Below are 23,938 nucleotides of genomic sequence, written 5' to 3'. Positions count from 1 at the left end.
CGTACCCTATATCATTTACCGACATGCCAGACACCCCGCCCCTGCCGGACAGTGCGCCGGCGCTCATTCCCCGGCACGGCGCATGGTCGGTCCTGACCCCGGACGGGGAAATCCTGTCCATGTCGGCCGACGACATACGGCGCGAACTGCCCCAGTGGCCGGCCCCCATGGTCATCCATGCGCCCGCGACCGCGCGCAGGCTGGACCTGCCGCCGCCGCCACGCCCCAGCCCGTGGCTGGACCTGCTGGAACTGTTCGCCTTCGCCCTGCCCGCCCACAGCGCGCCGCCCACCGCACGCGGGTTGGGAACGGCACTTGGCATTGCCGAAGCCAGGCTGGACGCGCCGGAAGCCGACCTGCTGCCCGATCTGGTGTTTGAACTGCTGCGCCGGATCGCAGCCAGCCGCAACACGCCCGAAGGGAGCATAAAGGCCACGCTGGCCTGGGGCATGCGCCGCGCCGGATGGGCATGGGGGCCATCGGTCTGCGCTGCACTGGGGCTGTCCCCCGCCGGCGGGTTGCCCGCAGGCATGATCCAGCCCAACGAGGCGCTGAAGGTCTGGACGCGCCTGCCCAAATGGGAAGAAACCGCCCCCCGCCCCGCACCCGCCGCGCATCCGGTCACGGGGGAGGAAGCACGCGCCAACCTGCGCGCCATCCTTGGCGAAGGGGCGGAGCATCGCCCGGCACAGGAAGCCTTCAGCCACGTTGCCGCACGCGCCTTCGCCCCGCGCACGACGCAGGGCGACCCGCACATGGTTCTGGCGGAAGCGGGAACGGGAACAGGCAAGACCCTTGGCTACGTCGCCCCCGCCAGCATCTGGGCGCAGCGCAATGGCGGGGCCGTATGGGTCAGCACCTATACCCGCCACCTGCAGCGCCAGATCGAATCGGAACTGGCCCGCGTCTATCCCGACCCGGACATCCGGCGCAGCCATGTGGTGGTGCGCAAGGGACGGGAGAACTACCTGTGCCTGCTGAACATGGAAGAAAGCGTGAATATCGCGCTGTCGCGTGGGCAGGCGGGAAATGCGTCCTTCATCGGTCTGGCGCTTGTGGCGCTGTGGGCGGCGCATACGCGTGATGGCGACCTGTTTGGCGGTGACCTGCCGGGGTGGTTTGCGGACCTGTTCGGGCGCGGCCTGCTGACCAGCATCGCTGACCGGCGCGGCGAATGCATTCACGGCGCGTGCCCGCATTACCAGCAGTGCATGGTCGAACACTCCATCCGTCGCGCCCGCACGGCGGACCTGGTGATCGCCAACCATGCGCTGGTCATGTCACAGGCGGCATGGCACGCCATGGATGGCGCGGACACCAATAACGAGGACAACACCCCCACCCGCTACATCATGGATGAGGGACATCATATCGCCGATGCCGCCGACAGCGCCTTCGCCCTGGAACTGTCGGGGCTGGAGGCGGCAGAACTGCGGCGGTGGCTGCTGGGGGCCGAGGGCGCACGGTCACGCGCACGCGGCCTGCGGCGCAGGCTGGAAGACCTGCTGGTGCATATTCCCCGTATCGAGACACCGCTGGATACGGCGCTGATGGCTGCCCGCGCCCTGCCCGCGCCGGGATGGTCCGCCCGCCTTGCCGCGCTCGACCCCGGCAACAGGACGGCAGCCCCTGCCGATACCCCAGTGGAAGCGGGTGAGCCCGCCCTGTCCAACCCGTCCGAAGTCCTGTTGCACGAATTGCGCCAGCAGGTGCTGGCCCGCACCCATGGCAGCCCCGAGGGGGGCGGTCGCCGCAGCGACAGCGAATGCGACCTGCACCCCATGCCCGAATCCCTGCATGCGGCGGCACAGGGGCTGGAGCGTGCGCTGCGACGGCTGGCCGAACCGCTGCGCACCCTGATCGCGCGGCTGGATGAAGCGCTGGAAACCGAAGCCGACTGGCTGGACACCCCCATGCGCGAACGGATTGCCGCCGCCATCCGCTCGATCCGCAGGCGGGCGCTGTCACGCGTGGATGGCTGGTGCGCCATGCTGGGCACCATGCAGGCGGGCGCGCCGCCGCCAGAAGGCGAGACCCCGCAATATATCGATTATATCCGCATGGACCGGCGCGAGGGCCAGAACCCCGGCGAGCGGGATGTGGGCCTGTACCGCCACTGGCTGGACCCGACCATTCCGTTTGCCAGCGTGCTGGCGGCCCCGGCCCATGGCGTGCTGGTCACATCGGCCACATTGCGTGACGAAACGGGAGAGGACACGGAAAACGATAGCGCCGAGCGCGCATGGGACGCAGCCGAAGCCCGGTCGGGCGCAATCCACCTGCCATCCCCCGCGATCCGGTCGTCATTTCCCAGCCCGTTCGATTACGCGAAACAGAGTCGCGCCTTCATCATCACCGACGTGGCGCATGATGACCCGGCAGCGCTGGCGGGGGCCTACCGCACGCTGTTCATGGCATCGAACGGCGGCGCGCTGGGGCTGTTTACCGCCATATCGCGCCTGCGCGAAGTCTATCGCCGCATCGTAACCCCGCTGGAGGCCGCGGGCCTGCCGCTGTTTGCCCAGCATGTGGACCCGATGGACAATGCAACGCTGGTGGACATCCTGCGCAGTGAGCGCAATGCCTGCCTGCTGGGAACCGATGCGATGCGTGATGGGGTGGACGTGCCGGGCAATGCCCTGCGTCTGGTGGCGTTCGAGCGCGTGCCGTGGCCGCGTCCCGATATCCTGCACCGTGAACGGCGCATTCACCTGTCTGGTGGCGCGCCGGGGCGTTATGACGACAGGATCGCCCGCCTGCGCCTGCGCCAGGCGTTCGGGCGCCTGATCCGCAGCCGACAGGACAGGGGTGTATTTGTCCTGCTGGACAGGCGCACCCCGTCACGCCTTCTGTCCGCCTTCCCCGAAGGGGTGGCGGTCCGCCGCCTTGGCCTGAGTGCCGCAGCGCGGGAGATCACGGCCTTCCTGCAGGCGCAGGATACATCCGTGGACCAGCTTTCCTGATCACTGCTCCCCCATGGGCCGCCCCGCTACGGGGCAGGACGTCAGAGCGCCTTGAGGTTGGTCGCGGCGGCCTTGCCACGTTCCATGGCGATGTCGTAGCTGACCGCCTGATCCTCGTTCAGGCCACGCAGGCCGGCGGCCTGCACCGCGGTGATGTGCACAAACACGTCCTTGCCGCCATCATCAGGCATGATGAAGCCAAAACCCTTGGTTGCGTTGAACCATTTTACTTTTCCGGTAGCCATAGCCAGTCTCTTCTCCAGCGCCATCCTTGCCGGTCCTAATACCGGCAATCCGGGCGCGTGCCTTTACGGCCATGAAAAAAACGGGGCATCCGGAAAACACCCTGCCACTTTCACGTCGTTCGTGCTCCCTAGGGGCAGCATGAAATGACCGCCCGTGTCAAATCATCCTGACATGCCCGCCGCGCACATCCCTGCCATGTGTACAAAAAAAGGGGGAAAGGCCACTGGCCCTTCCCCCTTCTTTTCGTGGCGCCGGTCCCCGCCTGCGCGGGGACCGTGACATGCCCGGCCGGATCAGAAATCCATGCCGCCCATACCACCCATGCCACCTTCCGGCATTGCGGGGGCCTTCTTTTCCGGACGCTCGGCCACCATCGCTTCGGTGGTGATCAGCAGGCCGGCAACCGATGCCGCATCCTGCAGCGCCGTGCGGACAACCTTCATCGGATCGATGATGCCGGCTTCCACCAGGTCCTTGTAGTCGCCGATCTGGGCATCGAAACCAAAGGTGTAGGTGTCGTTTTCCAGAACCTTGCCAGCGATGACCGCACCATCTTCACCCGCGTTGTGGGCGATCTGGCGCAGCGGAGCCTGCAGGGCCTTGCGGATGATGTCCGCACCGACGCGCTGGTCGTCGTTATGGAAGTGCAGGCCACCCAGCTTGGTCGATGCGCGGGCCAGTGCCGTGCCGCCACCGGGGACGATGCCTTCCTCAACCGCCGCACGGGTCGCGTGCAGGGCGTCGTCAACGCGGTCCTTGCGTTCCTTCACCTCGATCTCGGTGGAACCACCGACGCGGATCACGGCAACGCCGCCTGCCAGCTTCGCCAGGCGTTCCTGCAGCTTTTCACGGTCGTAGTCGGAGGTCGTTTCCTCGATCTGCGCGCGGATCTGCGCACAGCGGCCCTTGATGCCGTCCGTGTTGCCGGCGCCTTCGACAATGGTGGTGTTTTCCTTGTCGATGTGCACCTTCTTCGCGGTGCCCAGCATGTCCAGCGTCACGCTTTCCAGCTTGATGCCGAGGTCTTCGCTGATGACCTGGCCACCGGTCAGGATCGCGATGTCTTCCAGCATGGCCTTGCGACGGTCACCGAAGCCCGGCGCCTTGACGGCGGCGATCTTCAGGCCACCACGCAGCTTGTTGACCACCAGGGTCGCCAGCGCTTCGCCATCAACGTCTTCCGCGATGATCAGCAGCGGACGGCCGGACTGCACGACCGCTTCAAGCAGCGGCAGGATCGGCTGCAGCGAGGACAGCTTCTTTTCGTGGATCAGGATGTAGGGGCTGTCCAGATCGACGGTCATCTTTTCCGCATTCGTCACGAAATACGGGGAGATGTAGCCACGATCGAACTGCATGCCCTCGACCACGTCCAGTTCGGTGTGCAGGCCCTTGGCCTCTTCCACCGTGATGACGCCCTCGGAGCCGACCTTCTGCATCGCCTTGGAGATCATCTCGCCGATTTCATGCTCGCCATTGGCGGAAATCGTGCCGACCTGCGCCGTCTCGGCCGGGGTCGTGATCTTCTTCGCGTTCTTCTTCAGCTCTTCAACGACAACGCCAACCGCCTTGTCGATGCCGCGCTTGAGGTCCATCGGGTTCATGCCGGCGGCAACAGCCTTGGCACCTTCACGCACGATGGCCTGCGCCAGCACGGTCGCCGTGGTGGTGCCGTCGCCTGCGATGTCGTTGGTCTTGGATGCGACCTCACGGACCATCTGCGCGCCCATGTTCTCGAACTTGTCAGCCAGTTCGATTTCCTTGGCGACGGAGACACCGTCCTTCGTGATGCGCGGTGCGCCGAAGCTCTTGTCCAGGACAACGTTGCGACCCTTCGGGCCCAGCGTCACCTTTACCGCGTCTGCAAGAATGTCCACGCCACGCAGCATGCGCTGGCGGGCTTCACCGCCGAACTTTACGTCCTTGGCTGCCATTTTCTTCTTCTCCGATATGGAAAGTTCTAAAAGGTTACTCGGTCAGGAAAGCACCGGGTGGGTCAGGCGACCACGCCCATGATGTCGCTTTCCTTCATGATCAGCAGTTCTTCACCGTCGATCGTCACTTCCGTGCCCGACCACTTGCCGAACAGGACGCGGTCACCCGCCTTCACGTCGAGGGGGACGATCTGCCCCTGCTCGTTACGGGCACCTGCGCCCACCGAGATCACCTCGCCTTCCATCGGCTTTTCCTTGGCGGTCTCAGGGATGATGATACCACCTGCTGTTTTTTCCTCGCTCTTGAGGCGACGGACGACCACACGGTCATGCAGGGGACGAAATTTCGTCATGGATCGCTCCAAATCTCTTAAAAGGTAACGCCCTTGAATCAAGCAACGCCACCGGTTGGCGCGCGCGCCAGGCCGCATCGCGTTAGCACTCCCCTCATGAGAGTGCTAAGAACCAGATAGGAAGCCCCCCGACGGGTGTCAAGAAGCGGAACGGGACTGGGCGCGCATAATTCGCACCCCGCAGACAAGAAAGCGGGATATCGAAACTTTATTGTTTAATATCAATGCATTGATTGAAGAAGTGCAGCCCAGTCAAAAGCGGAAGCCCAGCCGTCACCCCAGCGCATGATGAATGCGCGCACCGATTCCCGACCGTCGGTCAGGAGACTGCCGGAACGCTGGCTGCCGCCCCGTTACAGACCGGCGCGACAGGGAAAAAATTCTTATAAACCGTCTCATCACGCGGGTTTCATATTGACGCGGCAGGACACGGCATCATTGTGTGGCGGGCAACGAAGGAACGAATGGAGTAAAGGCCATGGGCGCAGTCATCACCGTTACAGCGGCGGACGGACATACGTTTTCCGCCTACCGGGCTGGTCGGCCGGATGCCGCGCGCTGTGTTGTGGTGGTGCAGGAAATATTCGGGGTTACACCCTATATCCGCGCCGTATGCGATTCCTTTGCGGCACAGGGGTATCAGGCGATCGCCCCCGCCCTGTTTGACCGCGTGAAGCGCGACGCCATCCTGCCCTATGACAACGCCGGCATGCACGAAGGCCTGAAACTGCGCAGCGAGATTGCACAGGCCGACACGCTGAAGGACCTTGTCGCCGCGGCGGAAATGCTCCCGACGGAAAAGAAGGGGATTGTCGGGTTCTGCTGGGGCGGCAAGCTGGCATGGGAAGCGGCGTGCCATACCAAAGCGTTCGCGGCGGCGGTGGCATGGTACGGCGGCGGCATCGCCCAGACCCGTAACCAGATGCCCAACTGCCCCGTGCAACTGCATTTTGGCGCCGAAGACGCGCATATCCCCGCCGATGAGGTGGACGCGATCCGTGCCGCGCATGAGGATATCGAGATTTTCACGTATGAAGGCGCCGATCACGGCTTTGGCTGCACCGACCGCCCTTCCTATAACTAGGCCGCCGCAACCCTGGCGATGCAGCGCACGCTAAGCTTTTTTGAACACTGGCTGTAATCTGCCCGCATAAAAAAACGCCCGTGCCTTCCGGCATGGGCGCTTTTTCAGGTCAAACCCGGTTCAGCACGCGGCCCGCAATGGCTTCCAGCTTTTTCAGCAGGGCCGGGTCGCGCTTGTCCGGTGCGGTGATGATGGCGTGTTCCAGCGCGCGGTCACAACCGGCGTAACAGGGGCCACGCTTCGCACCCAGCTTCGGGATGACCGAACGGACAAGGGCGCGGGCACGGCTGGCGTTTTCCTGCATGACCTTGACCACGGCATCTACCGTCACGCTGTCATGATCGGCATGCCAGCAGTCGTAATCCGTGACCATGGCGACGGTGGCGTAGCAGATCTCGGCTTCACGGGCGAGCTTGGCTTCGGGCATGTTGGTCATGCCCACCACGGAACAGTCCCATGAACGGTACAGGTTGCTTTCTGCGCGGGTGGAAAACTGCGGGCCTTCCATGACCAGGTATGTGCCACCACGGGTCACATCCAGCCCCAGTTCCCGGCACTGGCCTTCCAGCACGTCGCCAATACGCGGGCACAGCGGGTCGGCCATGCCGACATGGGCCACGCAGCCCGTGTCGAAAAAGCTCTTTTCACGCGCGAACGAACGGTCGATGAACTGGTCGATCACCACGAAGTGGCCCGGCGGCAGTTCTTCCTTCAGCGAACCGACAGCCGAAAGCGACACGATATCGGTCACGCCCGAACGTTTCAGCGCGTCGATATTGGCGCGGTAGTTCAGGCGCGAGGGCGGCAGCGGATGGCCCCGGCCATGACGCGGCAGGAACACGCAGCGCACGCCATCAAGCCTGCCGAACAGAAGCTGGTCGGACGGCTTGCCCCACGGGGTTTCGACCGTGCGCCATTCCTTGTCTTCAAGGCCTTCGATATCATACAGGCCGGAACCGCCGATCAGGCCGATCACCGGCTCGATCTGTTCTTCGGTGGCAGGCTTAGTGGACATTGGACCACGTTCTCCGTTTCAGGCAGATGGAAAGAATAAGCAGGATCAGCAGGAACACGGCCGCCCCGACACCCGTACGGTGGCGTTCCACCAGATGCGGGCTGGCAGCCCATGCCAGGAAGGTGGTGACGTCGCGCGCCTGCTGCGCCACGGTTGCGGGCGTCCCGTCGGGATAGGTGATCGCGCCATCGTACAACGGCGGCGGCATGGCGATCTGCCCGTTCGCGGCATAGGGGTTGTAGAACAGGCCCGGCGGCACGACCGTGCCCGGTGGCGGTGTCTGTCCGTACCCGGTCAGGAAGGCATAGATCCGGTCCACGCCGCCGGGATGCACCACCGCCAGCCGCGACTGGTCCGGGGGGACCACGCCATGGTTGGCGGCGGCGGCCGTGTGCGTGTCTGGATAGGGCGACAGCAGGTGGTCATCCATGTTGGCCGGGCGCGTGGTCGGATGGCCACTGGCGTCCACCCCCGCCGGGACGCGGTGCGCGCCGGCTATGGCGTTGATGTCCGCCTCCTTCAGGCCCAGTCCCGCAAGGTCGCCATAGGTGACCGATTTCATGCCATGACAGGCGGAACAGACCTGTGCGTAAACGGTATAGCCGCGCTGGACCGACGCCATGTCGAAATGGCCCAGCGGCCCGGTGAAGCTCCAGTCCTGCCGGGGTGGTTCACGATAGTCATGCGCCTGCGCCATTGCCCCGCCACCGACCATGGATGTCGGGATGACAAGACAGGCCAGCAGCATGCCACGTCGCAACAAATTACGCGCAGATGGCGCATTGCCCTGCTGATGACCCCGTTCATGCATGTCCGCTACGTTCCCGCCGCAATTACGTGTTCCTTTTCGCGTTCCCGCCAAAAGCGTGCCCCCTTCCTAGCGGTTGCGTAACGGGTCTTGCAATCGCCCGTCTTGCAATAAGCGGAACAAACGGGCACCCGTAATACCCATTGCGAATGACCAGAACGGGCAGAACGATACAACCATGACAACATCCCGCACCCCAGTTGCCCACGATGGACTGAAGGACACGGCCCGGGCCTGGTTTGAAAACCTGCGCGACCGGATATGTGACGCCTTCGAAAAGATCGAGGACGACGCCGTGGCACAGGGCAGCCCGACCCTGCCGGGCAAGGATGCGCCCGGCCGCTTCGAACGCACGCCATGGAACCGCACGAATGATGACGGCACGCCCGGCGGCGGCGGGGTGATCAGCCTCATGCGCGGACGCGTATTTGAAAAGGTGGGGGTCAACGTTTCCACCGTCAGCGGGGAATTCAGTCCCGGCTTTCGCGACTCGATTCCCGGCGCGTCGGAAGATCCACGTTTCTTCGCCACGGGCATAAGCCTTGTCGCCCATATGTGCAGCCCGCTGGTACCCGCCGCCCATTTCAACACCCGCATGATCGTCACGACGCAGGGATGGTTTGGCGGCGGCGGCGACATTACGCCCATGTTCCCCGAAAGTGCCGAGGCCATCAGCGACGCCGCCCGTTTCCATGATGGTTTCCGGCTGGCATGCGAAAAGCATGATCCGGAATATTACCCGCGTTTCAAGGAATGGTGCGATCGGTATTTCTACCTGCCCCACCGTGATGAAGCGCGCGGCCTGGGCGGCATTTTCTATGACCGCCTCAATACCGGCGACATTGACGCCGACTTCGCCTTCACGCGCGATGTGGGGCTGGGTTTCCTGGAAACCTATCCCGACATCGTGCGCAGCCGCATGATGGAACCGTGGACCGCCGAACAGCGCAAGGCGCAGCTTGTCCGCCGCGGGCGGTATGTGGAGTTCAACCTGCTGCATGACCGCGGCACCATTTTTGGCCTGAAAACCGGCGGAAATACCGAAGCCATCCTCATGAGTCTTCCCCCGGAAGTCCACTGGCCATAAGAATAGGCCCATGCCTGCCTCACGCCTCCCGTCCCGACCTGTCCCGATCCCCTGCCGCGCCATGCGGATGGACGGGACCGCGCCTGCGCGGGCACGGTCATGATCGGCCGACGGGCCCTTCTGGCCCTGCTGGCTGGTGGGGCGATGGCAGCGCCCATGCGGCGGGGGGCCGCGTCCGAACTCCCGCGTGAGCGCCTGCCCATGCCCGCGGGCATGGCAGGCGGGCCCGGGTTGCTGATGGCGGGAAACCAGAGCGCCATGGCCGACCGGTGGAAGCCGGTCCTGCCCGGCGCGCTGGCGCAGGGGCTGGGTCTGCCCGCCCCCCTGCCGGTGCGTGATACGGTGGGACAGGACGGCGTGACCGGGGCCAACCTGTTCGATTCCCAGTTCGCGTCCGATGGCATGATGGCGCTGGCAGCACCCGGTTCGGCGCTTATCGCTTCCCTGTGTGGCGACCCGCGCGCGCATTTCGACTACAGCCGCTGGGTGCCCCTGCTGCTCAGCACGACGATGCCGGTGGTGATCGGGCGCGCGCAACTGCACCGCGGCCTGGGCAGCTTCATACGTGACCGGCCCGTACGCATTGCCGTATCGACCCTGACGGGCATTGAACTGCCGACCGTACTGGCCATGAGCCTGTTCGGGCTGCGTCCCATTCCCGTCACCGGACTTGCCACGCCACAGGCCGCGGCAGCCGCCCTGCGCGACAACCAGGTCGATACCATACAGATCACCGACCCGCTGGGCACGCCCGAGACCTCCGCACTGGTCAGCAGCCTGGCGCAGGCCGGTTTTCCCGCCCTGTTCACCCTCGGCACGCAGGCGAACCCACTTACCCTGTCCGACCAGCAGGTCATGAGCATGCAAAGCCGCCTGCAGCAGGATGCGCATTCCGCCCTGCATGGCCTGCTTTACGCCGCATGGAAGCCGCTGGCGGCGGCGGCAGGCGTGGATCTGGCCCTTGTGCTGCCCATGCTGACCCAACCCGCGACACTGGCCCGGTGGCGCGCGGCCACGACACAGGCCATACGCGACAGCGCCGTGCATACCATGGCGCAGGATACCGGCCGTATCCTGCTGACCGGCACCGATGCGACCGAGGCATTGCGGCTGGCGGCAGGGGATACGTCCACCATCATGACGCTACGCCGCTGGCTGGCTGCGAACCTGCCGACATGGCGCCTGGGCTGACACCGCCAGCCGTTTCAGACAATCTTTCACAAACCGTTGCCACGCACTGACCGGCGCAACAGCACACGCACCGCGCCCTGATTGGCGGCATGCGGGTGCACGACCGCAAGGATCAGCCGCCCCAGATCGCCACGCCCCAGCCAGAACGGCAGTTCACGGCGCAGGATGCCGCCATTATGGCCGCTGCCCAGCCCGGTTATGATCTCGACACAGCGCACATTGTCCGCATGCGCCTGGATCAGGAAGCCATGCAGGCGGTGAAACGCCGTCTGCGCCACCTGCCCGTGCAGGTCCAGCCTGCGGGCCGGGCGCAGCTTTCCACTGACCAGCCCGCGCCAGCTTGTGTCATCCAGTCCCGGCCTGCGAACGCCGATTTCAAACGCCCCGCCCCTGCCTTTCTGCACGGTCAGGCTGTGGCTGGCGGTGCCATGCACCGCATGCACGCCACCCGCTGTCAGCCGTTGCATGATGGCGGCGCGGCTCATGCCGGGTTTTGCCGGGATGGTGGGGGGAATGGCGGGCGGTTCTGGCGGCAGGGCGACGGGTTTTGCCTGCCGGGCGGTCCGCAATGGCGCGATCCCATGCGCGAAGGCCGCCCACAGGGCCTGTTCCTCCTCGTTCAGTCTGCGCTGCCTCACGGTATGATTCCTTTCTCCGGGCCGCTGTCCGTAGCCATAGAATCATACCCCGCCCGACAGGTCCATGTTTTCAGGCATCGCCCCATGCGCAAAAACCCTGCCGCATGGGCGGCAGGGCCTGCGTTCCCGCACGGACAGGAACCGTGTTACGGCGTTGTATTCCGCAGGGTCTCGCCCTGATAACGCCCGGTCAGCGTATTGAGGAACGCCACGATATCCGCCACGTCCTGATTGGAAATGTCATGGTCGGGCGTCTGGTAACGCGCCATGTCACGCACCGCGTCGTCCAGCGTCTTGATGCTGCCGTCATGGAAATAGGGACCGGTCAGCGCGATATTGCGCAGGTTGGGCACCTTGAAACGTTCCATGTCGGCGGGATCGTGGGTCACTTCAAAGCGTCCCTTGTCCGCATCCGTCAGCTTGCCGCCACGGGCCGAGAAATAATTGCCTTCCAGCCCCAGCGGCTCGAACGCCTGCCCACCCATGGACGAGCCGGTATGGCAGCCTGAACAGCCAACCTGCTTGAACAGCGCATAACCGTGCTTTTCCTGTGTGTTCAGCGCCGCGTCATCCCCCTTGAGATATTGGTCAAAGCGGCTGTCGGGCGTCACCAGCGTCTTTTCATACTCCCCAATGGCGTCGGTGATGGTGTTTTCATCAATCGTGTCGCTGCCATACGCAGCCTGGAAATCCGGGCCGTAGGTCGGGTCTTCACGCAGGCGGGCCGCAACCGATGTCCAGTCATGCGATCCCATCTCGACCGGGTTCATGACCGGGCCGGCCGCCTGCTGCGCCAGCGTGCCCGCGCGGCCGTTCCAGAACTGCCATTTGTTGAACACCGCATCATAGACGGTGGGCACATTGATCGGCCCCTTCTGTCCATGAATGCCGGTGGCGGTGACCAGCCCGTCCACGCCACCATGCTGCAGGCTGTGGCAGCTGGCGCAGTTCAGCGTGCCATCACCGGACAGTTTGCGGTCAAAGAACAGGCGCTGGCCCAGCGCGACCTTATGGCTGTCCACCGGCACGGATTCGGGCACGGGCTGTACCGGTTCGGCGGCAAAGCGGTCGGCAACGCCCGGTGTCGCGTAATGCTGGCGGCGCACCTGCGCAATCCATGCCAGCATGCTTTCACGCTGGGCCGCCGACAGGTGGGCATGCCAGTGCATGAGCAGGTACAACGTGGGCGGCATGCGGTTCTGATTGATGACTTCCTCAATGCGGGCCAGCGGTTCCTGATCGGGCACGCCACCGTTCTGCAGGGCGTTTATGACCGGTTCCACACGGAAATGCCGCAGCCCCTGGTCCCGGTCATGGCTCATCAACGTATTGGCCACGGGCAGGCTGAAATAGAACGGCAGGTCGACCTTGGCCGCGTGGCAGTAGTCACACCGGGCCTCACGTATGACATTCAGTGCGGCCGCCGATGTGGGGTCCACCCCTGCACCCGCTGGCGCAGGTGCGCCCGCATGATCGAAATGAGTCAGGTAGGCGACCGTTCCCCCGTACGCCACGATACCCGCGGCCACCAACCCTGCCACTGCTGTTTTAACCGACATCCATACCCCCTGTCCCTTGCTTGAGTGGGTTTCTGGCCGATTCAGGGATTATCTGTCAAAATAATCGTTTAAATGAAAACCATCAAAGTTTTCGATCATCTGTCCCGGCCGCGCCATCCACCTGCGCCTGCATGGCCTGCCGTACCCTTTGCCGCGCGACATTGACATAGATGGTATCCAGGTCGATTCCGATGCCCTGCCCCCCTTCGCGCACGGCGGCGACCAGCGTGGTGCCCGTCCCCATGAACGGGTCCAGCACCACGGGTGCGGCCTTGCCATGCAGGCGGATGCACATCTGTGGCAGCAGCACGGGAAATGTGCCGGGATGGTGGAATTTCTGCGCCTTGCCCTGCACGGTTTCATACGGGATGAACCATGTGTCGCCCCGGCAGCGCCGGTCCTGCCGGTGGCCCCGGCGCACGATATTGGACTTGTCCATGTAGGGCACGCCGATATCCAGGCGTTTCAGCCCGACATTGCCCGTACGCGTCAGGTGGAACAGATGTTCGTGATTGCGGTTAAGGTAACGGTGGCTGTTGACCGGCTTGAAATGCCCATGCGTTTCCGTTCCCACCGAAATCGACTTGACCCAGGTGATATGGTTCTGCAGCACGAACAGTTCGCGCAGCCGGACCATCAGTTCAAACGGCAGCCATGGCTGTGCCGAGGAACCGGCGACATTGAGGAAGAACGACCCGTCAGGACGCATGACGCGACGCGCCTCACGCGCGACATCAACCATCCAGTCCAGATAGCCGTCTTCCTCCAGCCGGTCGCGGTACGTGCGGTATTTCAGGCCGATATTGTATGGGGGCGAGGTCACGACCACGTCCACGCTGTCGGGTTCCATGCGGCGCATGGCCCGGACGCAGTCGCCGCGCACCAGCAGGTGCGGCCCCTCGGTATAGCGGACAGTCCGCGGCAGGCGGGTCTGGGGTGCGCAAGCCTGCCCCGCGCGGGGTCGCCCTGTCATGATGCTACTACGCTCTTCACTCCGCTCATGCGGATCTAGTGTGTGGGCTTGTGTGTCTTTTTTGCCGGTTCGGCCGCGGCACGGGGCACCAGTACGATCATCTGCCCGGTCGAACGCAGGTTGCCAGCCGCCTGTGCCGCCTCCGGCCCCCATCCCATATACAGGTCGGCACGGTCGGGCCCCTTGATGTCGGTTCCCAGATCCTGCGCGAAATCAAGCCGGTTCCATGTCACGGGATGTCCATCCACCGGCACCTGCGCCTGCACCCATACCGGGCTGCCCAGCGGAATGAAATCCCGGTCCACCGCCATGGAACGGCCCGGCGTCAACGCCACACCCAGCGCGCCCGGCGCACCGGCCTGCGTATCGTCCTGATCCAGTTCACGGAAAAAGACATAATTCGGGTTCTGTTCCATCATGTCCCTCGCCTTGTCCGGATTCGCCTCAAGCCAGCCACGGATGGACGCCATGCTCACGTCATCGGCGCCCAACAGGCCCTGCGCCACCATCACGCGGCCCAGCGGCACGTAAGGCTGCCCATTCAGGCCATCAAAGCCAAGGCGGATCACCTTGTCATTGGGCAGGCGCACCCTGCCCGCGCCCTGCAGTTGCAGGAAGAACAGATCAACCGGATCCGCCAGCCACAGCAGTTCAAGCTTTTTATGCGCAAGTTCGCCCCGGTCAATCTGCGCGCGGCTCCAGTATGGCACGATCTGCCCATCCTGGCTGCGGCCGGTCACGACCTTGCCCTGCGCGTCGCGTTCGCGCACCAGATCGGGCGGGCGGCGATAGACCGGCGTCTGGTAAATGCCACCACGACGCAGGGAACCACGGATTTCGGGTTCATAATACCCGGTGAACAGCGTGCCATCCGCCCGTTTGCCCGCCGGCAGGGCATAGGGCACGAACCATTGTTCAAAAAATGCCTGTGCCGCGGCGCGATCACCTGCGGGCACGCTGCGCGCCGCGTTACAGGCGGCCTGCCAGTCACCAACCTGCCGTCCGGGATAACCGATGTCTGCGCCGCCCAGCGAACTGTCGGCAGGCAGGCTGCCGACCTGATGGCAGTCCTGCAGGAAAACCGGCAGGGCATCTTCCAGCGCATCATCCTTCCATCCCGGCAGGGCATTGAAGGAAACGGGCCGGGCATGGCTTGATTTATGATGTCCCCGTGGGGCCTGGGGCGCCCCGAGATTGGGGGCTTCCCCGATATGACATCCGCATAAGGTGAGAACGGCGCACAACGGCGCCAGACGCTTCATTACTTTCATACACACAGACTGATCACGGATTTATCGAAAAATTATGGCACGGTGACCTAGGCGCTGCGACTGGCCCCCAGACGCCAGCCCGCACCATCGGTGTTGACGCCCAGCAGACGCTCGAACGTCCACAGATCCGAAAATTCCGTCACGGCATCGACACCGGCCACGGGCTGGCCGTTGCTGTCCACGGTCAGGCTGATCTGGTCGGACACGATCCGTACCTCGATCCGGGCCAGCGGGTGCGGGCCGGTCGTCTCGTCAATGTCCGCGCCGATGATGGCGATATCGGTAATATCCCTGATTTCGCTGCGCAGGACTTCGCCTGCCTGCTGGCGGGACTGGATCGCGGCCTCGAAAGCGGAAAACGTCGCGGCCGTCAGGTGCTGGCGCAGCACGTTCAGGTCGCCCGCCGCGTACGCGCCGACAATCTGGCGGAAGGCGGCCTCGGTTCCCCTTGCAAAATCCTGCGGGGTGAAACCGGGCTGGAGCGCGCCGATACGGGCCAGCACGCCACCCACCCGTGTATCGGGTGTGGGAATGTCATAGTTGATGGCTGGCGGCGGCGGTTCGGGCTTCTGTTCCACGACATTCGCGGCCATGGGCGGCGGCGCCATGGGGCGCGGGGCCGGTTCCGCACCAACCCGGCGGCCAAGAATGCTGCGCAGTCGCAGAACAAGGAATACAGCCACCAGCCCCAGAACAATCAGATCCAGCGGAAAATGACCAAAAGAAAAATTCATGCCGCGCGCGTCCATAATGCAGGCGGGTCCCCTGCCCAGATTACCCTGCGCAACAACATAGGCAACGGCCGGAGCCAGCACAATGCGCAAGGACCGTTAAAATTCCGACAGCTGGTATGGCATCGCCCGCAGACCCATGCTACGGCCAGAGAATACGGTATTCATTTCTTTTTTCCGCATATCTTCTGGGGAATACAGACAAGCATGTCCGACACGACTCAGCCGCCCACCCCTGAAAACGGCCAGAGCGCCCCCCCGGCGCTGCCGCTGGCGATCAACCTGCAGTATATCAAGGACCTTTCGTTTGAAGTGCCCGCTGGCGCGGAAATCTTCGCAACCCTGCGCACGAACCCGCAGATTTCGGTCAACATCGACGTGCAGGCCAACCGGCTGGAACAGGAACAGCCGGTGTTCGAGGTGGTCCTGACCGTAAAGGCCGAAGCCAGCGAAGCCCCGCAGCAGGAAGGTGGCCCCGCCGGTCGCCCGGTCTTCATTGCCGAACTGTCTTATGCCGCGATCGCGACCCTGAACAACCCGCCGGCCGAACTGATCGAGCCGATCCTGCTGGTGGAAGTGCCGCGCCTGATCTTCCCGTATGTGCGCAACATCCTCAGTGAAGTCACGCGCGATGGCGGGTTCCCGCCCGTGGTGCTGCAGCCGATCGACTTCGTGGCGCTGTGGCAGGCCAAGCGCAACTCCTTCGACCAGACGCCTGGCCACGCCTGATACCAGAGGCTGTTTCAGGATAAGTCATTGATAGGAAACGTTTCTGGCGCCGCTTTTTTTGAAAAAAGCTTCACCGGAAACGTCCCTGTCACTCTGCGGGACTTTTGAAACGGTCTCTAATGAACGGGCCGGGGGCATATGCTCCCGGCCTTTTTCATTACCGGGTTCAGACACCACCATGGGGCAGGCAGGCCAGCATGGCGTCCTGGTCCGGACGATCGGCCACGCGCAGGCCATGCCAGCGCACACCCGCGCCAAGGACGGCCGCGACCCCATCCGACATGGCGATGGCCTCCACCACAGCCAGCAGGGGCGCAAGCGCGGGCGTCAGGGCCGCGATGAAGGCTTCCGCCGTGCGGGTGGAATAGAACATCACTGCCGCCACCTGCCCTGCCCGCAGGGCCGCGACGGCATCCGGCGGCAGGCATGGTGCAGGCCGCACGGCATAAACGCAGCGCCGCAGCACCCGGTATCCCTGCCCGCGCAGCGCCACGGCCATTTCGTGCCCATAACCCTGCCCCACCGCCAGCAGCAGCCGGGACGCGGACGGCATGACGGCCTGCAACAACATCGTCAGCTCATCCGCCGTGCCGGATGCGGCGGTGACATGGGAAAAACCCGCCGCACGGGCGCGCCGCGCGGTGGCGGCCCCCACAACGTAACAGGGAATATCATGCAGTTGCGGGTCGGTCAGGCTGCCCACGGCCTGCCCACTGGTCAGGACGATGGCGTCGGGACGGAATGCGCCGATGGAAAGCGCGCGCTGCCTGACATGCAGCATGGGGGCGGCAATGGGGTGCAGCCCCCGCGCCGCCACCGCCGCCATGGTGGGGCCAAGCCCCGGCGGCGGGCGGGTCACGATCACCCCCGCGCGCAGGGCGGGGGATGGAGACAGGTTACGGCTGTTCAACAAAAATATCGGCGGGACTGTCGGCGCGCAGGCTACGGCCAAGGTCACGGCCCAGACGCGCGGCATCGGCCGGCGCGCCGCTGATCGAACGCTTGAGCAGGAAGGTCCCGTCTTCACGCGCGACAAGGCCGGTCAGGTGCAGTTCGGGCGCGCCACCGGCCACGACCGGGATCAGGCGGGCATAGCCACCGATCGGCGTACGGCACGAACCATCGAGTTCCGCCAGCAGCGCGCGTTCGGCCGTGGCGACGGCGCGCGCTTCGTAATCCTCGATCGCGGAAAGCAGTTCACGCAACTCGATATCGCTTTCGCGCACCGTGACCCCGACAATGCCCTGCCCCGCCGCAGGCACCATGATGGTGGGATCAAGGATCACATCGGCACGGTCTTCCATACCAAGGCGACGCAGCCCGGCATAGGCCAGCAGCGTTGCATCGCACTGCCGTGCCGCCAGCTTGTCCAGCCGCGTCTGCACATTGCCACGCAGCAGGCCGAATTTCAGGTCGGGACGCACATGCAGCATCTGCGCCTGACGCCGGACGGAGGCACAGCCCACCAGCGCGCCGTGTGGCAGGACCGCATATGGATCGGCAGGATCAGGCTCCCCACAGCCCGGGCCAAGGATCAGGGCGTCACGCGCATCCTCGCGCTTGAGGGTGCAGGCCAGCACCAGCCCCGGCGGCAGCGTGGTTTCAAGATCCTTCAGGCTATGGACGGCGAAATCGATCCGGCCATCCAGCAGCGCATCATGAATTTCCTTGGCGAACAGGCCCTTGCCGCCAATTTCCGCCAGCTTGCGGTTCTGCACCTGATCGCCGGTGGTGCTGATCTGGTGTTCCTGGAACGCGCCCATGTCGCGCAGCACGGGACAGAAACGGGTCAGCAGCGTCAGGAACGCCCGTGTCTGCACCAGCGCCAGCGGGGAAGCGCGCGTCCCGACCTTCAGCGGCAGCTGCCGGCGGTGGGGTTCGGGATGTGTGGCTTCCTTTCGCTGGCGTGCAGCGGCCTCGGCCGCGACTTTCTGTAGCGCGGACGATGGAAACGGGGCTGATGGCTTTGCGGACTCCATATCGCGTGTCTATTACCGCACCGCGATAAAGGAAAGATGACATTCGGCACATCCGGATTGTAAATTACGCCATGCCCCATACCGAACCGACATGCCCCGATCTGCCAACTCCCGTTATGGCCATTGAATCTTCATGCGATGACACGGCCTGCGCGATCGTTACGACAGGGGGCCAGATCCTGGCAGAAGCGACATTATCGCAATCCGGCCATGTGCCATTTGGCGGGGTCGTGCCCGAAATCGCCGCCCGCGCCCATCTTGGCGCGCTGCCCACACTGGTGCGCGACACGCTGCGCGCAGCCGGCATGCAGCCCCATGAACTGGGTGCGATTGCCGCAAGCTGCGGGCCGGGACTGATTGGCGGCCTGATCGTGGGCGCCGACATGGGCAAGGGCATGGCCATCGCGCTGGACCGGCCCTTCATTGCCGTCAACCATATCGAAGCCCACGCCCTGACCGCGCGCCTGCCCGGTGTCGCCGGCAATGGCGCGCCGTTTCCCTACCTGCTGCTGCTGGTATCGGGCGGGCACTGCCAGTGCATCGCGGTGGAAGGGGTCGGCCATTACCGCAGGCTGGGCGGCACGATTGACGACGCGGCGGGCGAAGCCTTCGACAAGGTGGCCAAGATGCTTGGCCTTGGCTGGCCCGGTGGCCCGGCAGTGGAACAGCTTGCGCGTGAGGGCGACCCGCATGCCGTGCCCCTGCCGCGCCCGCTCATGGGGCGGCCGGGATGTGATTTTTCCTTCTCCGGCCTCAAGACCGCCGTGGCGCAGAAACTGCCGACCGAGGTCCGCGCCGCCCTGCCCCGGCAGCAGGCCGCCGATATCGCTGCAAGCTTCCAGCAGGCGGTCAGCGACATCGTGATCGACCGCCTTGGTCACGCGCTGGACATGATGGAACGCCCGACCACGCTGGTCGTGGCGNGGCGGGGTGGCCGCCAATGGCGTCCTGCGCGCACGGCTGCAGGAATTCGCCACGGCGCATGGCCTGCCCTTTGCCGCCCCGCCGCTGCGGCTGTGCACGGACAATGCGGTCATGGTGGCATGGGCCGCGATCGAGACCATGCGCGCACGCGCGGCCTTGGGCCTGCCCATACCCAATGACATCGCCATGCGTCCGCGCCCGCGCTGGCCGCTGTCGGAAATGGCGCAGCGCATGAGGGCGGATGCGGACAGCCTGCCCGCCTGATCGCATGCGCCCCACGCGTCGGGACGGCCCTTGCGGTCAGGAGGCCCATCTGAAAGTAACCTTTTGATAAGAAAAGACAAAAATTTCCGGATGGCATCTTTTTTCAATAAAGGCGGCGTTTCGGGCAGCTTTTTGAAAAAAGCTTCACCAAAAACTTCTTTATGATTTGCAGGCCGTTTTGTTAGCAGGCTGATAAGCAAACAACAAAGATGCCGGATACGGCACATAACCGTCGGGGAACAAACGGATGACCCATACCGCACGGATTGCCGTGATCGGCGCAGGCGCATGGGGGACGGCGCTGGCGCTGCAGGCCGCGCGCGCGGGCGCCGAAGTCAGCCTGTGGGCACGCAATCCCGCCGCCATGTCGGCAGGCCGCGTCATGCCCCGCCTGCCCGGCTACGCCCTGCCATCCAGCATTACCGTAAGTGACGTCATGCCGCGTCAGGCCGACCTGATCCTGCTGGCCTGTCCCATGCAGCACCTGCGCGCCACCGCCCGCACCGTGCCGCCCTGCGCGCCGCTGATCGCGTGCTGCAAGGGGATCGAACAGGCGACCGGCCTCATGCCGCTGCAGGTGCTGGAGGAAATATTTCCCCACAGCGTGCTGGGGGTCCTGTCCGGCCCCAATTTCGCGCATGAAATCGCAGCCGGCCTGCCCGCCGCCGCCGTGCTGGCCAGTGCGGATCGCACGCAGGCCCGCAGGCTGGCGGACCTGCTGACCACGGCCGCCTTCCGGCTGTATGCCAGTGACGACCCGACGGGTGTGCAACTGGGGGGGGCCGCCAAGAACGTGGTGGCCATCGCCGCGGGGGCCACCATGGGGGCGAAGCTGGGGGAAAATGCCCGCGCGGCGCTGATTACCCGCAGCATTGCCGAACTGTCGCGCCTGTCCCACGCGCTGGGCGGGCGGCCCGAAACCCTGTCGGGCCTTGCGGGAATCGGGGACCTGCTGCTGACCTGCACCGGTGCCGCGTCACGCAATTACCGCCTTGGGCTGGCCATTGGGCAGGGCACCCCCGCGCAGCAGGCGGCGGATGCGCTGGAGGGCGTGGCCGAAGGCCGGGCGACCGCCCCGGCACTGCTGCAGCTTGCCCGCCAGCATGGCGCCGGCACGCCGGTCATCGCCACCGTCACCAGCCTGCTGGCGGGCACGATCGACATTGATGACGCCAGCCAGCTGCTGCTGTCACGCCCGGTCGGACATGAATTTGCCTGACCGGACCCTGCGCCACATCCCACATCTGCAAACAGGCGGCTTGACCCCCGGCATGTGACCCGGCAATCCGGTTACTCCGGCGCGCTTATGAAACCGAGCATTCCCATGACCACGATCTATGACTTTGTCCTGCCTGCCCTGAATGGTCCCGACATCGACCTGTCCAAATTGCGGGGCAAGCCTATCCTGATCGCCAATACGGCGTCCAAATGCGGGTTCACGCCGCAGTACGAAGGGTTGCAGAGCCTGTGGACCACATGGCGCAGCCATGACCTGATGGTGATTGGCGTGCCATCAAGTGATTTCGGCAACCAGGAGCCGGGCACGCCCGAACAGATCACCACCTTCTGCCAGCGCAACTACAACGTCACCTTTCCCCTGACCGCCAAGAGTCATGTGAAGGGACCGCAGGCGATCCCGCTGTTCCGGTGGCTGGCGCGTGAGGGCGGGTTCCTGTCGCTGCCGCGCTGGAATTTCTACAAATACCTGATCGGACGCGACGGGCAGCTGGTCAACTGGTTCACCTCCGTCACATCGCCCGAATCGCGGCGCGTGCGCATGGCGGTCGAACGGGCGGTGATGGATCACTGATGCCCCCATCATGCCCGCGCGCGTCATGCTGACACGATGCTGAAGGGTTTCCTGACCGTCAGCGGCTGGACCATGATCAGCCGCGTGCTGGGGCTGGTGCGCGACCAGCTGCTTGCGGCCCTGCTGGGGACGGGGGCGGCGCAGGATGCGTACCAGATCGCCTTCCGCCTGCCCAACATGTTCCGCCGCCTGTTTGGCGAGGGCGCGCTGAACGCCGCCTTCGTGCCACTGTTTTCCGCCCTGCTGGAACGCGAGGGGAAAGACACCGCGCGCCAGTTCGCCAGCGAGACGATGAGCGTCCTGCTGTCATGGCTGCTGCTGCTGACGGTGCTGGGGGAAATCTTCATGCCCGGCGTGCTGCGCCTGATAGCACCCGGGTTCACGCATGGTGACGTGCGGGACACGCTGGCCATATCCCTCAGCCGCATCACATTCCCCTACCTGCTGATGATCTGCGGGGCGGCGCTGGTTTCCGGCGTGCTGAACGGCATGCACCATTTTGGCGTGGCGGCGGCGGCCTATGTCAGCTTCAACGTCATCGGCATTGCCGCCATCCTCATCCTGCCGCCGCTTGCGGGTGATGTCGCTCATGCCGCCGCATGGGGGGTGACCGCGTCGGGCGTGGTGCAGTTCGGCATCCTGCTGTATGCCGCGGGCCGCGCGGGGATGCGCCTGCGCCTGGTCACGCCCTGCCTTACGCCGCGCATCCGCACGCTGCTGGCGCGCATGGGCGTGGGGCTGGTGGGCAGCGGGATCACGCAGATCAACTTCCTGGTCGATACCATCATCGCCACCCTGCTGCCTGCGGGCAGTGTCTCGCTCATGTATTTTGCCGACCGGGTGAACCAGCTGCCGCTGGGCGTGCTGGGGGCGGCGGCGGGCACCACGCTGCTGCCGGTGCTGACACGCCACCTTGCGGCGGATGACCTCGACGGGGCGCACCATATCCAGAACCGGGCCATTTCCTACGCCCTGATCCTGACGCTGCCGGCGGCGGCGGGACTGCTGGTCATTGCGGCGCCCGTCATGATGGCGCTGTTCGGGCATGGGCATTTTTCGGCGCATGACGCGGTGCTGTCGGCGCAGTCGCTGCGGGCCTATGCGCTGGGGCTGCCCGCCTTCGTGCTGGTCAAGGTGCTCTCGCCGGGGTTCTTCGCGCGCGGGGATACGCGCACGCCGGTGCTGGTGGGCATGGGCACGCTGGTGCTGAATTTCATCCTGAACATAAGCTTCATGCACTGGCTGGCCCATATCGGCCCGCCACTGGCCAGCAGCCTTGCGGCGATGGTCAATGCGGGGGTGCTGGCGTTCCTGCTGCTGCGGCGCGGCGCGCTGGTGCCCGACCCGACCCTGATCCGGCAACTGGCGGGCATGACGGGGTGCGCGGTGATGATGGCGATGGGGCTGCTCATGCTGGGCCATACGCCGCTGGGCGATGCCATGCAGGCAGGCGCGGTCATGCGGATCGTGGATGTGGGCGCGATGGTCACGCTGGGCGTGGGCATCTACCTGCTGGCGCTGCAGGTCCTGGGGATTGCGGACATGCGCCAGGCCATGGCCGCGATCAGCCGCCGCCTGCGCCGCAACCGGACGGCATAGGGAACAGGGGCCATGAATCCGCACTGGCGTATCCCCCATCCCGCCGCTAGACACCGGACATGACATTCCCATCCCCCGAGGGTGCCACACCCGCCATGGCGCAGTGGTTTGCGCTGAAAGCCGAACACCCCGACGCCCTGCTGTTCTTCAGGATGGGGGATTTCTACGAACTGTTTTTCAATGATGCGGAAGCAGCGGCGGCGGCGCTGGACATATCGCTGACCGCGCGCGGCACGCATGGGGGCGAACCCATCGCCATGTGCGGGGTGCCGGTGCATGCGGCGCAGGCCTATCTGGCACGGCTGATCCGGCGCGGGTTCCGTGTCTCGGTGGCCGAACAGACCGAACAGCCCCGCAAGGGACGCCCCGCATCCAAGGGGCCGCTGCGGCGCGAGGTCGTGCGCCTGATCACGCCGGGCACCCTGACCGAAGATGAACTGCTGGAGGCGGGACGGCAGAACCTGCTGGCCGCCATCGTCTGCCCCACCGGGCGCGACGCCAACTATCCCGGCCTTGCGTGGATCGACATTTCCACCGGCCTGTTTGAAACCGCCGCTGTTCCCGCGCGTGACCTGAACGACCTGCTGGGCCGTCTGGACCCGGCGGAAATCCTGTGCGCGGATAACGTGGAACTGGGTGATTTCGCGGCCCGGCGCACCACCATCGTCCCGCCCGCCAGCGCGGATGCCGCCCGCCAGCGCATGGCCGAGGCGTTTGGCGTGGCCAGCCTTGACGCCTTTGGCACCTTCAGCGACGCGCAAGTCATGGCGGCTGCGGCGG

20 protein-coding genes and 2 pseudogenes are annotated in these 23,938 nt (G+C 65.0%); 10 read left to right on the top strand and 12 right to left on the bottom strand.

Translation table 11 applies throughout. From position 1 onward, the window contains the following. Positions 1-23 precede the first annotated feature (23 nt). On the top strand, positions 24-2,963 hold the full coding sequence (locus tag GEU01_RS02105; RefSeq protein WP_019084747.1) for an ATP-dependent DNA helicase: 2,940 nt from the start codon (positions 24-26) through the stop codon (positions 2,961-2,963). Between the two features lie 41 nt (positions 2,964-3,004). Here GEU01_RS02105 and GEU01_RS02100 read toward each other — a convergent pair whose 3' ends face one another. The 3 genes from GEU01_RS02100 to groES all read right to left on the bottom strand — a co-directional run bounded on the left by GEU01_RS02100 (position 3,005) and on the right by groES (position 5,496). Continuing rightward, on the bottom strand, positions 3,005-3,208 hold the full coding sequence (locus GEU01_RS02100) for a cold-shock protein (protein WP_010507660.1): 204 nt from the start codon (positions 3,206-3,208) through the stop codon (positions 3,005-3,007). Positions 3,209-3,502: 294 nt separating this feature from the next. Next, a complete protein-coding gene (gene groL / locus GEU01_RS02095; RefSeq protein WP_019084746.1) occupies positions 3,503-5,143 on the bottom strand; it encodes a chaperonin GroEL in 1,641 nt (546 codons plus the stop codon). Positions 5,144-5,205: 62 nt separating this feature from the next. Further along, entirely contained in the window at positions 5,206-5,496 is a 291-nt protein-coding gene (groES, locus tag GEU01_RS02090; protein WP_010507662.1) for a co-chaperone GroES, read from the bottom strand. A gap of 478 nt (positions 5,497-5,974) precedes the next feature. Here groES and GEU01_RS02085 point away from each other — a divergent pair, with 478 nt between their 5' ends. Next, entirely contained in the window at positions 5,975-6,580 is a 606-nt protein-coding gene (locus tag GEU01_RS02085; RefSeq protein WP_019084745.1) for a dienelactone hydrolase family protein, read from the top strand. Positions 6,581-6,689: 109 nt separating this feature from the next. On the opposite strand, the gene GEU01_RS02080 is transcribed toward GEU01_RS02085, so the two are convergent. Then, positions 6,690-7,595, bottom strand: a complete 906-nt coding sequence (locus GEU01_RS02080; RefSeq protein ID WP_019084744.1) for an S-methyl-5'-thioadenosine phosphorylase — start codon at positions 7,593-7,595, stop codon at positions 6,690-6,692. Then, entirely contained in the window at positions 7,585-8,406 is an 822-nt protein-coding gene (locus GEU01_RS02075) for a cytochrome c1 (RefSeq protein WP_019084743.1), read from the bottom strand. Before GEU01_RS02075 ends, GEU01_RS02080 begins: the two co-directional genes overlap by 11 nt. Before the next feature lie 175 nt (positions 8,407-8,581). On the opposite strand from GEU01_RS02075, the gene hemF reads away from it, so the two are divergent. Both hemF and GEU01_RS02065 read left to right on the top strand, forming a co-directional pair. Next, complete coding sequence (hemF, locus tag GEU01_RS02070) at positions 8,582-9,490, top strand: oxygen-dependent coproporphyrinogen oxidase (protein ID WP_010507667.1); 909 nt, start codon at positions 8,582-8,584, stop codon at positions 9,488-9,490. Between the two features lie 99 nt (positions 9,491-9,589). After that, a complete protein-coding gene (locus GEU01_RS02065) occupies positions 9,590-10,681 on the top strand; it encodes a hypothetical protein (RefSeq protein ID WP_019084742.1) in 1,092 nt (363 codons plus the stop codon). 26 nt (positions 10,682-10,707) lie between these two features. Here the strand turns inward: GEU01_RS02065 and GEU01_RS02060 are convergent, their stop codons facing one another. The 5 genes from GEU01_RS02060 to GEU01_RS02040 all read right to left on the bottom strand — a co-directional run bounded on the left by GEU01_RS02060 (position 10,708) and on the right by GEU01_RS02040 (position 15,856). Continuing rightward, entirely contained in the window at positions 10,708-11,319 is a 612-nt protein-coding gene (locus GEU01_RS02060; RefSeq protein WP_010507670.1) for a Smr/MutS family protein, read from the bottom strand. Positions 11,320-11,465: 146 nt separating this feature from the next. After that, positions 11,466-12,878, bottom strand: a complete 1,413-nt coding sequence (locus tag GEU01_RS02055; protein WP_026018419.1) for a cytochrome-c peroxidase — start codon at positions 12,876-12,878, stop codon at positions 11,466-11,468. 82 nt (positions 12,879-12,960) lie between these two features. Further along, on the bottom strand, positions 12,961-13,851 hold the full coding sequence (locus GEU01_RS02050) for a DNA-methyltransferase (RefSeq protein ID WP_019084740.1): 891 nt from the start codon (positions 13,849-13,851) through the stop codon (positions 12,961-12,963). A gap of 35 nt (positions 13,852-13,886) precedes the next feature. Continuing rightward, positions 13,887-15,113, bottom strand: a complete 1,227-nt coding sequence (gene mltA / locus GEU01_RS02045; protein WP_019084739.1) for a murein transglycosylase A — start codon at positions 15,111-15,113, stop codon at positions 13,887-13,889. Positions 15,114-15,169: 56 nt separating this feature from the next. Then, a complete protein-coding gene (locus GEU01_RS02040; RefSeq protein WP_026018418.1) occupies positions 15,170-15,856 on the bottom strand; it encodes a Tim44/TimA family putative adaptor protein in 687 nt (228 codons plus the stop codon). A gap of 204 nt (positions 15,857-16,060) precedes the next feature. Between GEU01_RS02040 and secB the strand changes: the two genes are divergently transcribed. Beyond that, positions 16,061-16,582: a protein-export chaperone SecB gene (secB, locus tag GEU01_RS02035; RefSeq protein ID WP_010507675.1), complete on the top strand. Its 522-nt coding sequence runs from the start codon at positions 16,061-16,063 to the stop codon at positions 16,580-16,582. Between the two features lie 166 nt (positions 16,583-16,748). On the opposite strand, the gene GEU01_RS02030 is transcribed toward secB, so the two are convergent. Then, the gene (locus GEU01_RS02030) at positions 16,749-17,492 is read right to left on the bottom strand and encodes a uroporphyrinogen-III synthase (RefSeq protein WP_019084738.1); all 744 of its coding nucleotides are present in this window, start codon (positions 17,490-17,492) and stop codon (positions 16,749-16,751) included. After that, positions 17,479-18,561: a hydroxymethylbilane synthase gene (gene hemC / locus GEU01_RS02025; protein WP_010507677.1), complete on the bottom strand. Its 1,083-nt coding sequence runs from the start codon at positions 18,559-18,561 to the stop codon at positions 17,479-17,481. The genes GEU01_RS02030 and hemC overlap by 14 nt, the downstream gene beginning before the upstream one ends. A 71-nt stretch (positions 18,562-18,632) precedes the next feature. On the opposite strand from hemC, the pseudogene tsaD reads away from it, so the two are divergent. The 5 genes and pseudogenes from tsaD to GEU01_RS27705 form a co-directional block, all read left to right on the top strand. Continuing rightward, positions 18,633-19,749: pseudogene (gene tsaD / locus GEU01_RS22220) on the top strand (tRNA (adenosine(37)-N6)-threonylcarbamoyltransferase complex transferase subunit TsaD). A 247-nt stretch (positions 19,750-19,996) separates the two neighbouring features. Continuing rightward, positions 19,997-20,968, top strand: a complete 972-nt coding sequence (locus GEU01_RS02015) for an NAD(P)H-dependent glycerol-3-phosphate dehydrogenase (RefSeq protein WP_019084737.1) — start codon at positions 19,997-19,999, stop codon at positions 20,966-20,968. A gap of 105 nt (positions 20,969-21,073) precedes the next feature. Beyond that, complete coding sequence (locus GEU01_RS02010; protein WP_010507681.1) at positions 21,074-21,559, top strand: glutathione peroxidase; 486 nt, start codon at positions 21,074-21,076, stop codon at positions 21,557-21,559. Between the two features lie 36 nt (positions 21,560-21,595). Continuing rightward, on the top strand, positions 21,596-23,158 hold the full coding sequence (gene murJ, locus GEU01_RS02005; RefSeq protein ID WP_019084736.1) for a murein biosynthesis integral membrane protein MurJ: 1,563 nt from the start codon (positions 21,596-21,598) through the stop codon (positions 23,156-23,158). 59 nt (positions 23,159-23,217) lie between these two features. Continuing rightward, positions 23,218-23,938: pseudogene (locus GEU01_RS27705) on the top strand (MutS N-terminal domain-containing protein); the annotation flags it as partial.

This window comes from Komagataeibacter europaeus LMG 18890 (assembly GCF_000285295.1).
Classification (GTDB): Bacteria; Pseudomonadota; Alphaproteobacteria; order Acetobacterales; family Acetobacteraceae; genus Komagataeibacter; species Komagataeibacter europaeus.
The sequence above is the reverse complement of the archived record's forward strand: the minus strand, read 5'-3'. Positions and strand labels throughout refer to the sequence as shown.

Excerpts from the sequence above, each read along its gene's own strand:
- GEU01_RS02075 (WP_019084743.1), bottom strand. The coding sequence starts at position 8,406 with ATGCATGAACGGGGTCATCAGCAGGGCAATGCGCCATCTGCGCGTAAT.
- GEU01_RS02080 (WP_019084744.1), bottom strand. The coding sequence starts at position 7,595 with ATGTCCACTAAGCCTGCCACCGAAGAACAGATCGAGCCGGTGATCGGC.
- GEU01_RS02015 (WP_019084737.1), top strand. The coding sequence starts at position 19,997 with ATGACCCATACCGCACGGATTGCCGTGATCGGCGCAGGCGCATGGGGG.
- murJ (WP_019084736.1), top strand. The coding sequence starts at position 21,596 with ATGCTGAAGGGTTTCCTGACCGTCAGCGGCTGGACCATGATCAGCCGC.
- GEU01_RS02050 (WP_019084740.1), bottom strand. The coding sequence starts at position 13,851 with ATGACAGGGCGACCCCGCGCGGGGCAGGCTTGCGCACCCCAGACCCGC.
- GEU01_RS02100 (WP_010507660.1), bottom strand. The coding sequence starts at position 3,208 with ATGGCTACCGGAAAAGTAAAATGGTTCAACGCAACCAAGGGTTTTGGC.
- hemC (WP_010507677.1), bottom strand. The coding sequence starts at position 18,561 with ATGGAGTCCGCAAAGCCATCAGCCCCGTTTCCATCGTCCGCGCTACAG.
- GEU01_RS02010 (WP_010507681.1), top strand. The coding sequence starts at position 21,074 with ATGACCACGATCTATGACTTTGTCCTGCCTGCCCTGAATGGTCCCGAC.
- GEU01_RS02085 (WP_019084745.1), top strand. The coding sequence starts at position 5,975 with ATGGGCGCAGTCATCACCGTTACAGCGGCGGACGGACATACGTTTTCC.
- GEU01_RS02055 (WP_026018419.1), bottom strand. The coding sequence starts at position 12,878 with ATGTCGGTTAAAACAGCAGTGGCAGGGTTGGTGGCCGCGGGTATCGTG.
- secB (WP_010507675.1), top strand. The coding sequence starts at position 16,061 with ATGTCCGACACGACTCAGCCGCCCACCCCTGAAAACGGCCAGAGCGCC.
- GEU01_RS02065 (WP_019084742.1), top strand. The coding sequence starts at position 9,590 with ATGATCGGCCGACGGGCCCTTCTGGCCCTGCTGGCTGGTGGGGCGATG.
- groES (WP_010507662.1), bottom strand. The coding sequence starts at position 5,496 with ATGACGAAATTTCGTCCCCTGCATGACCGTGTGGTCGTCCGTCGCCTC.
- GEU01_RS02040 (WP_026018418.1), bottom strand. The coding sequence starts at position 15,856 with ATGAATTTTTCTTTTGGTCATTTTCCGCTGGATCTGATTGTTCTGGGG.
- groL (WP_019084746.1), bottom strand. The coding sequence starts at position 5,143 with ATGGCAGCCAAGGACGTAAAGTTCGGCGGTGAAGCCCGCCAGCGCATG.
- GEU01_RS02105 (WP_019084747.1), top strand. The coding sequence starts at position 24 with ATGCCAGACACCCCGCCCCTGCCGGACAGTGCGCCGGCGCTCATTCCC.
- hemF (WP_010507667.1), top strand. The coding sequence starts at position 8,582 with ATGACAACATCCCGCACCCCAGTTGCCCACGATGGACTGAAGGACACG.
- mltA (WP_019084739.1), bottom strand. The coding sequence starts at position 15,113 with ATGAAGCGTCTGGCGCCGTTGTGCGCCGTTCTCACCTTATGCGGATGT.